This is a genomic window from Mesorhizobium sp. M2A.F.Ca.ET.039.01.1.1, from assembly GCF_003998035.1.
Lineage (GTDB): Bacteria > Pseudomonadota > Alphaproteobacteria > Rhizobiales > Rhizobiaceae > Mesorhizobium.
Genome location: NZ_RZRY01000393.1, coordinates 1 through 5,990, shown reverse-complemented (window position 1 = coordinate 5,990; position 5,990 = coordinate 1). Strand labels below are relative to the sequence as shown.

The 5,990-nt window shown below is 64.9% G+C and carries 6 protein-coding genes; 2 read left to right on the top strand and 4 right to left on the bottom strand.

What is annotated here, in order from left to right; genetic code table 11:
• Positions 1-1,769: TIGR02302 family protein (locus EOA24_RS24780; RefSeq protein ID WP_127410153.1), on the top strand; the 1,769-nt coding region annotated here is incomplete at its 5' end.
• 265 nt (positions 1,770-2,034) lie between these two features.
• On the opposite strand, the gene EOA24_RS24770 is transcribed toward EOA24_RS24780, so the two are convergent.
• Positions 2,035-2,913, bottom strand: coding sequence for a LysR substrate-binding domain-containing protein (locus tag EOA24_RS24770; RefSeq protein WP_126081029.1), 879 nt, complete (start codon positions 2,911-2,913; stop codon positions 2,035-2,037).
• Positions 2,914-3,300: 387 nt separating this feature from the next.
• Here EOA24_RS24770 and EOA24_RS24765 point away from each other — a divergent pair, with 387 nt between their 5' ends.
• The gene (locus EOA24_RS24765) at positions 3,301-4,254 is read left to right on the top strand and encodes a DMT family transporter (protein WP_126081028.1); all 954 of its coding nucleotides are present in this window, start codon (positions 3,301-3,303) and stop codon (positions 4,252-4,254) included.
• On the opposite strand, the gene EOA24_RS24760 is transcribed toward EOA24_RS24765, so the two are convergent.
• The 3 genes from EOA24_RS24760 to EOA24_RS24750 form a co-directional block, all read right to left on the bottom strand.
• A complete protein-coding gene (locus EOA24_RS24760; protein WP_126081027.1) occupies positions 4,237-4,608 on the bottom strand; it encodes a response regulator in 372 nt (123 codons plus the stop codon). The genes EOA24_RS24765 and EOA24_RS24760 overlap by 18 nt on opposite strands.
• A gap of 82 nt (positions 4,609-4,690) precedes the next feature.
• Positions 4,691-5,233, bottom strand: a complete 543-nt coding sequence (gene hpt / locus EOA24_RS24755) for a hypoxanthine phosphoribosyltransferase (RefSeq protein WP_126081026.1) — start codon at positions 5,231-5,233, stop codon at positions 4,691-4,693.
• A gap of 178 nt (positions 5,234-5,411) precedes the next feature.
• The coding region (locus EOA24_RS24750; protein WP_127410152.1) for a hypothetical protein at positions 5,412-5,990 on the bottom strand (579 nt) is incomplete at its 5' end.

The window sequence follows — 5,990 nt, the reverse complement described above, 5'->3', positions numbered from 1 at the left end:
CGCCCAAAGTGCGCCAGTTCTCCGGCAAGCTGGATTCGAACGGCACGCTGACGCTGAAATCCGCCGAAAGCGATCTCGGCCACTGGGCCTTTGCCGTCATTCCCGACAAGCCGCCGGCGATCCGCTTCGTCGGCGAGCCGAAGCGCGCCGTCAACGGCTCCATGGAGCTGAACTACGAGATCGATGACGATTACGGCGCAGCCTCGGCCAAGGCCGTTTTCGAGCTGTCGGATCCGCCGGCCGCCAATGCGCATCCGCTCTACGGCCCGCCGGACCTGCCGCTGACCCTGCCGCGCCGCGGCGGCAAGACGAATGCGGCCAAGACGACCAAGGACCTGACCGAGCATGTCTGGGCCGGCAGCGGCATCAAGCTGACGCTGAGCGTCACCGACGATGCCGGCCACACCGCGACCAGCGAAACCAAGACGCTCATGATGCCGGAGCGGCCCTTCGCCAACCCGCTGGCCCGCGCGGTGATCGAGCAGCGCCGGCTGTTGGCGCTGGATACCAACGCCAAGCCGCGCGTTCTCGACCTGATGGACGCGATCACGCTGCGGCCCGAGGACACGTTCGACAACATGTCGAACTATCTCGCCATCGTGAGCGCAAGGAGCCGTCTGAAGCTCTCCGAGAGCGACGACCAGCTGCGCAACGTCGTCTCCTATCTCTGGGAGCTCGCGCTCGGCATCGAGGAGGGCAATCTCTCGGCCGCCGAGCGGCGGCTGCGCCAGGCGCAGCAGGCCTTGCAGGACGCCATCAAGAATGGCGCCAGCGATCAGGAGATCGAGAAGGCGATGAAGGAACTGCGCGAGGCGATGAACCAGTTCCTGCAGGAATTCGCCCAGCGCGCGCAGCAGAACCCGAACGCGCCGCAGATGCAGCAGAACGGCCGCGAGCTGCGCCAGAGCGACATCGACCGCATGATGGATCAGATCGAAAACCTGGCCAAATCCGGCGATCGCGACAAGGCGCAGCAGCTTCTCTCCGAGCTGCAGGACATGATGAACAACCTGCAGGCCGGCCGCCAGCAGCAGGGCGGCGAGCAGGACAGCGAGCTGCGTCAGCAGATGGACAAGCTCGGCGACATCATGCGTCGCCAGCAGGAGATGATGAACGACACCTTCCGCCTGGACCAGATGCAGCGCGGTCAGCGTGGCGAAGGCGGCGAGCAGCAGCAGCTTGGCGAGGATGGCGAGCAGGGCCAGCCCAATGACCAGCAGCGGCCGGGTCCCGGCCAAGACCGCGATCCGCTGGCACGGCCGAAAATGTCGCCGAAGGATTTCGCCGATGCATTGAAGCAGTTGCAGGAAGGCCAGGGCCAGCTGCAGAGCGAGCTCAATCAGCTGAAGAAAGGGCTCGAAGGCATGGGCATGGAGCCCAATGAGGGTTTTGGCGAAGCCGGAAAGTCGATGGGCAATGCCGAGCAATCGCTCGGCCAGGGCGACGGCGACCAGGCCGTCGGCCACCAGGGTCGCGCGTTGGAAGCGCTGCGCCGCGGCGCCAAGGACATGATGAAGCAGATGCAGGCCATGCAGGGGGACCAGGGAGGCAGCGAGCAGGGCGGTCGCGAGCAGAATGCCGACCGTGACCCGCTGGGACGGCCGCGCGCCACCAATGGCCCCGATGACGGCACTTCGGTCAAGGTTCCCGACGAGATCGACGTCCAGCGCGCCCGCCAGATCCTCGACGCGATCCGCAAGCGGCTCGGCAATGCGCTCAGCCCCGACATCGAGCGCAGCTATCTCGAACGGCTGCTGGAGCTGAAGTAGCTTCTGCCTCACAGCTGTTAGACTGGATGTGACGGCCCTTGCCCACTTTTGGGATGCTGGCGGGACAGCGCCCCCCTCTGTCCTGCCGGACATCTCCCCCACTTGGGGGGAGATCGGATGTCGTCACCGCTTTCGCCAATTGCCAGCGCCGCAATCACCAACACCGCAGGAAAAGCGCGGTCGCGGGAACTGGCTATCTCCCCCCTTGTGGGGGAGATGTCCGGTAGGACAGAGGGGGGCGCGAAGGATCGCTGTGCGTCGGTATCTATGCCGCAGGCGCGACCTGCCTTGTCAGCATGAAGGCGTCGCGGATCGCGTTTTCCATGCCGTCGATCGCCTCGCCGGTCGCGAGCGGATTGCGATGCAGGACGACGTTTGACGAATCGATGTCGCCGAAGCCGTCGGCGGCCGTCAATTCCCGGCAATCGGGCGGGATGTTGCTGCGCGAAATCGGCGCGATCGCCAGGCCGGAAGTCACCGCGAGCGTCAGGCCGCCATTGGTGTCGCTGGTATAGGCGACGCGGTAATCGAGGCCGCGCTGCTGCAGCGACTTGATGGCGAAGTCGCGGCACCAGCCGTTGCGGCTGTAGAGCGCGATCGGCACCGGCCGGTCCTCATGCATGCGGTGCAGCGTCGAAGTCACCCAGACCGTCGGGTCGTGCATCAGCACCTCGCCGCCGGAAGAGCCCTCCCATTCGAACACCACGGCGAGATCGAGCTCGCCGGCCGCGAGCGCCCTCACCTGCGAATCCGAATGCGCGTAGCGCACCGTGACCTCGACGCGCGGATGGCGCTTGGCGAATTCGCCCAGCGCCCGCGACAGGATCGAGCGGCCATATTCGGCCGGGATGCCGATGCGCACCAGCCCGCCAAGCGGCGGCGCCACCAGCGAGGCAGCCGTTTCGTCGAGCAGCGAGACGATCCGGCGCGCATTGGCGATCAACTCGCCGCCGCGGCGCGTCAGCGCCACGCCGCGCGAGCCGCGCTCGAACAGATTGTCGCCGACCATGTCCTCCAGCTTCTTCATCTGCATGGACACGGCCGATTGCGTGCGCCCGGCTTTCTCCGCCGCGCGCGTGAAATTGCCGGTTTCGGCCACCGCCACGAAGGTGCGCAGGAGGTCGCTGTCGAGGACTGGTCTCATCGAAAACCGCCATAAGCAAATCTGATTGCTGGCATCATCCCAATTCGTTTGCAACATGTCAAACGCCGCAGGATAGTTCCCATACCCATTGGATAGGCGGTCGCGAGTCGGCCGCGGACCAATCGAAGAGTCCTCACTCGTACCCGCTGCGCGAAACGGTAGCGGGTTCTTTTTAAGAGCATGATCCCGAACCGAAGGACCGCGTCAGCGAAAAGTGGGAACCGGTTTTCGGGCGAGATCATGCTCAAACAACAAGAGTTGGAGCAGGATGACGGTTCAACGAAGCGTCATCCTGCTCTAGGAGCAATTCCAGGAAAAGTGCTTGCGGTTTTCCGTCCGGAATTGCGTGAAATGAATATCGATGCGGCTCGCGGGGGGCCGAGACTGATGCGGAACCGGTTGGTGCTTGGCATTCTGAGCCTCTGCCTCGGCGTGCTGGTCTTTTCGCTGCAGGATCCGCTGGTGAAGGCGGTGTCGGGCGGCTATCCGGTGACCGAGGTGATGGCGATCCGCGCCATCGTCGCGCTGCCGATCCTGATCGTCATCGTCCAGGCCGATGTCGGCCTGAAGGCGGTGCTGTCCAAGCGCTTCGGCCTGCTGACGCTGCGCGCCTTCATCCAGTTCTCGTCCTATACGGTCTATTATCTCGCGATCGCGGCCTTGCCCCTGGCAGACGCGGTGGCGCTCTATTTCATGGCGCCGCTGTTCATCATGGCGATGGCCGGACCTTATCTCGGCGAGCGCGTCTCCTGGAAGACGCTGGCGACGGTGCTGATCGGCCTTGTCGGCGTGCTGGTGATGGTGCGCCCGGGCGCCGGCGTGTTCGACTGGGCGGCGCTGCTGTCGCTGGGCTCGGCCTTCCTATACGGCTTTTCGCAGTTGATGGCGCGCCGCATCGGCGACACCGAATCATCGACGGTGATGGCCTTCTACCAGAACGGCGCTTATCTCAGCGGCGCCGTCGCGGTCGCGACCGTCTTCCATCTCGCCGGCATCACCCATGCGGCGCATCCGAGCGTCGAATTCCTGGTGCGGCCGTGGGTGTGGCCGACGATGCCGGATTTCCTGAAGATGGCCGCCTGCGGCTTCGTCGCTTCCGCCGGCATGATCCTGCTGTCGCAAGCCTACCGAATGGCGCCGGCAAACCGCGTCGCCACCTTCGAATACACCGGCATCCTGTGGTCGCCGCTGTGGGGTTTCCTGTTCTTCGCCGAAGTGCCGCGCGAGACGACCGTGCTCGGCGCGGCGCTGATCATCGGCGCCGGCCTGCTTGCGCTCACCGGCGAGCGCCGGCGAAGCGCAGCACCCGCGGCCGGTGCGGTCTCAAGCGAAGCAGCTTAACGCCTTGCCGACGCGGGCGCGGATCTCGGCAAGCGTGAACGGCTTCTGCACGACGTCGAGGATGATGCCGTTGAGCTCCTCGGCGCGCTCGCGCTGGTCGGCATAGCCGGTCATCAGCATGATCCGCAGCGTCGGGAACTCTCTTGCGGCGGCAGTCGCCATCTCGATGCCGTCCATCTCCGGCATACGGATGTCGGACACCACCAGATCGTAGCCGCCGCGGGCCTGCCGGATCGCGTCCAGCCCTTGCGACCCATCGGTGGCGACGGTGACATCATGGCCGTCGCGCTCCAGAGCGCGGGCGGCGAGGGTGCGGACGGACTCATCGTCCTCGACGATCAGAAGCTTTGCCATGCCGAGATAGATGCCGGCGAAACGTTGACGTTTTCTGAAAATTCTAACGATCAGCGGCTTTTCGGGGCGAAACGGGGGCTCTTCAGGCGTCGCCCTTCACCACCCCGACAAACGGCAGTTCGCGAAACGCGTGGGCGACGTCCATGCCATAGCCGACCACGAAATAGTCCGGGCAGTCGAAGCCGACATAATCGGCGTTGAGCGCGGTCTGACGGCGCATGCGCTTGTCGAGCAGCACCGCGATGGCGCAGCTCCTGGCGCCGCGCGCCAGCATCAGATCGCGGGTGTAGGAAAGCGTCTTGCCGGATTCCAGTATGTCGTCGATCAACAGCACGTCGCGGCCGGCGACCTCGTTGTCGATGTCGCGCAGCACCCTGACCTCGCCGCTCGTGGTGCCGGCGCCGTAGCTCGAGATGAAGATGAACTCGACTTCCGGCGACAGGCCGACATCATGCATGGCGCGGATGAGATCGGCCGCGAAGACGAACGAGCCCTTGAGAATCGATATCACCAGCAGGTCATGGTAGTCGCGCCCGGCGATTTCCTTGGCGAGCTCGAGATTGCGGCGCGCGATTGCCGACGCCGAAAACAGCACCTCGATGTCCTTGCCGCGCACAACTGGCATTCTTTCGTCCTTCAGAATCACCTGGGATGCCAGGTGCTAGGTGTATCGAGATTCAGGTCAGGCCGAGCCGAGAACGATGGCTTCCGAGAACCGGAGCGGAGCGTACCTGAAGTGCGTGAGCACCGGAAGCGCAGGAAGCCGTCGTTCGCAGGCCGGCCTCACCTGAATATCGGCATACCTAGCCGGCGAAGATTACTGCGACAGTCCTGACGCCGTTTCTAGGCACATCGAGGCGGCTGGAAAAGCCGAATCTTTCGCCGGGTGCCAGTGCGCGATTGGATGTCCCCAGCCTGTAGCGGATGATATTGCGGTCGTTGTCGGTGACGCGGATTTCGAGCGGCGGCAATGCTTGCGATGTCAAACCGTCATTGGCTGCCTCGCCATCGACGAACAACACCGGTTTCAGGCCCGACGCATCGATGCGCGACGTCACGCCGGAAATGGTGAGTGCGCTCGCCGGCCCAGCGGTCACCCAGAACGGACTGTGCCGGACCAGCGCATGACCGCCCGACACCCAGAAGGAGGAGAGTGCTATGCCGACTCCGGCGATCCAGAACATCGGGCCGCCCCGCGACGGCCGCGACGGCGCGGCATCCGGCTTGCGCAGCATGCCCATGCCTTCGATCGGCGGCGGCGGCGGGATCTGCGGCTGGGGCGGCGACCGCTCCGGATGCGCGGCAAAACGCGGCAGCACCACATAGTCGGCATCGACGATGTCGGCCGCATTGGACATGGCGCGCTCCGGCGCGGCATGTGT

Coding starts and splice junctions, on each gene's coding strand:
- EOA24_RS24770 (WP_126081029.1), bottom strand. CDS start 2,913: ATGAGACCAGTCCTCGACAGCGACCTCCTGCGCACCTTCGTGGCGGTG.
- EOA24_RS24765 (WP_126081028.1), top strand. CDS start 3,301: ATGCGGAACCGGTTGGTGCTTGGCATTCTGAGCCTCTGCCTCGGCGTG.
- EOA24_RS24760 (WP_126081027.1), bottom strand. CDS start 4,608: ATGGCAAAGCTTCTGATCGTCGAGGACGATGAGTCCGTCCGCACCCTC.
- hpt (WP_126081026.1), bottom strand. CDS start 5,233: ATGCCAGTTGTGCGCGGCAAGGACATCGAGGTGCTGTTTTCGGCGTCG.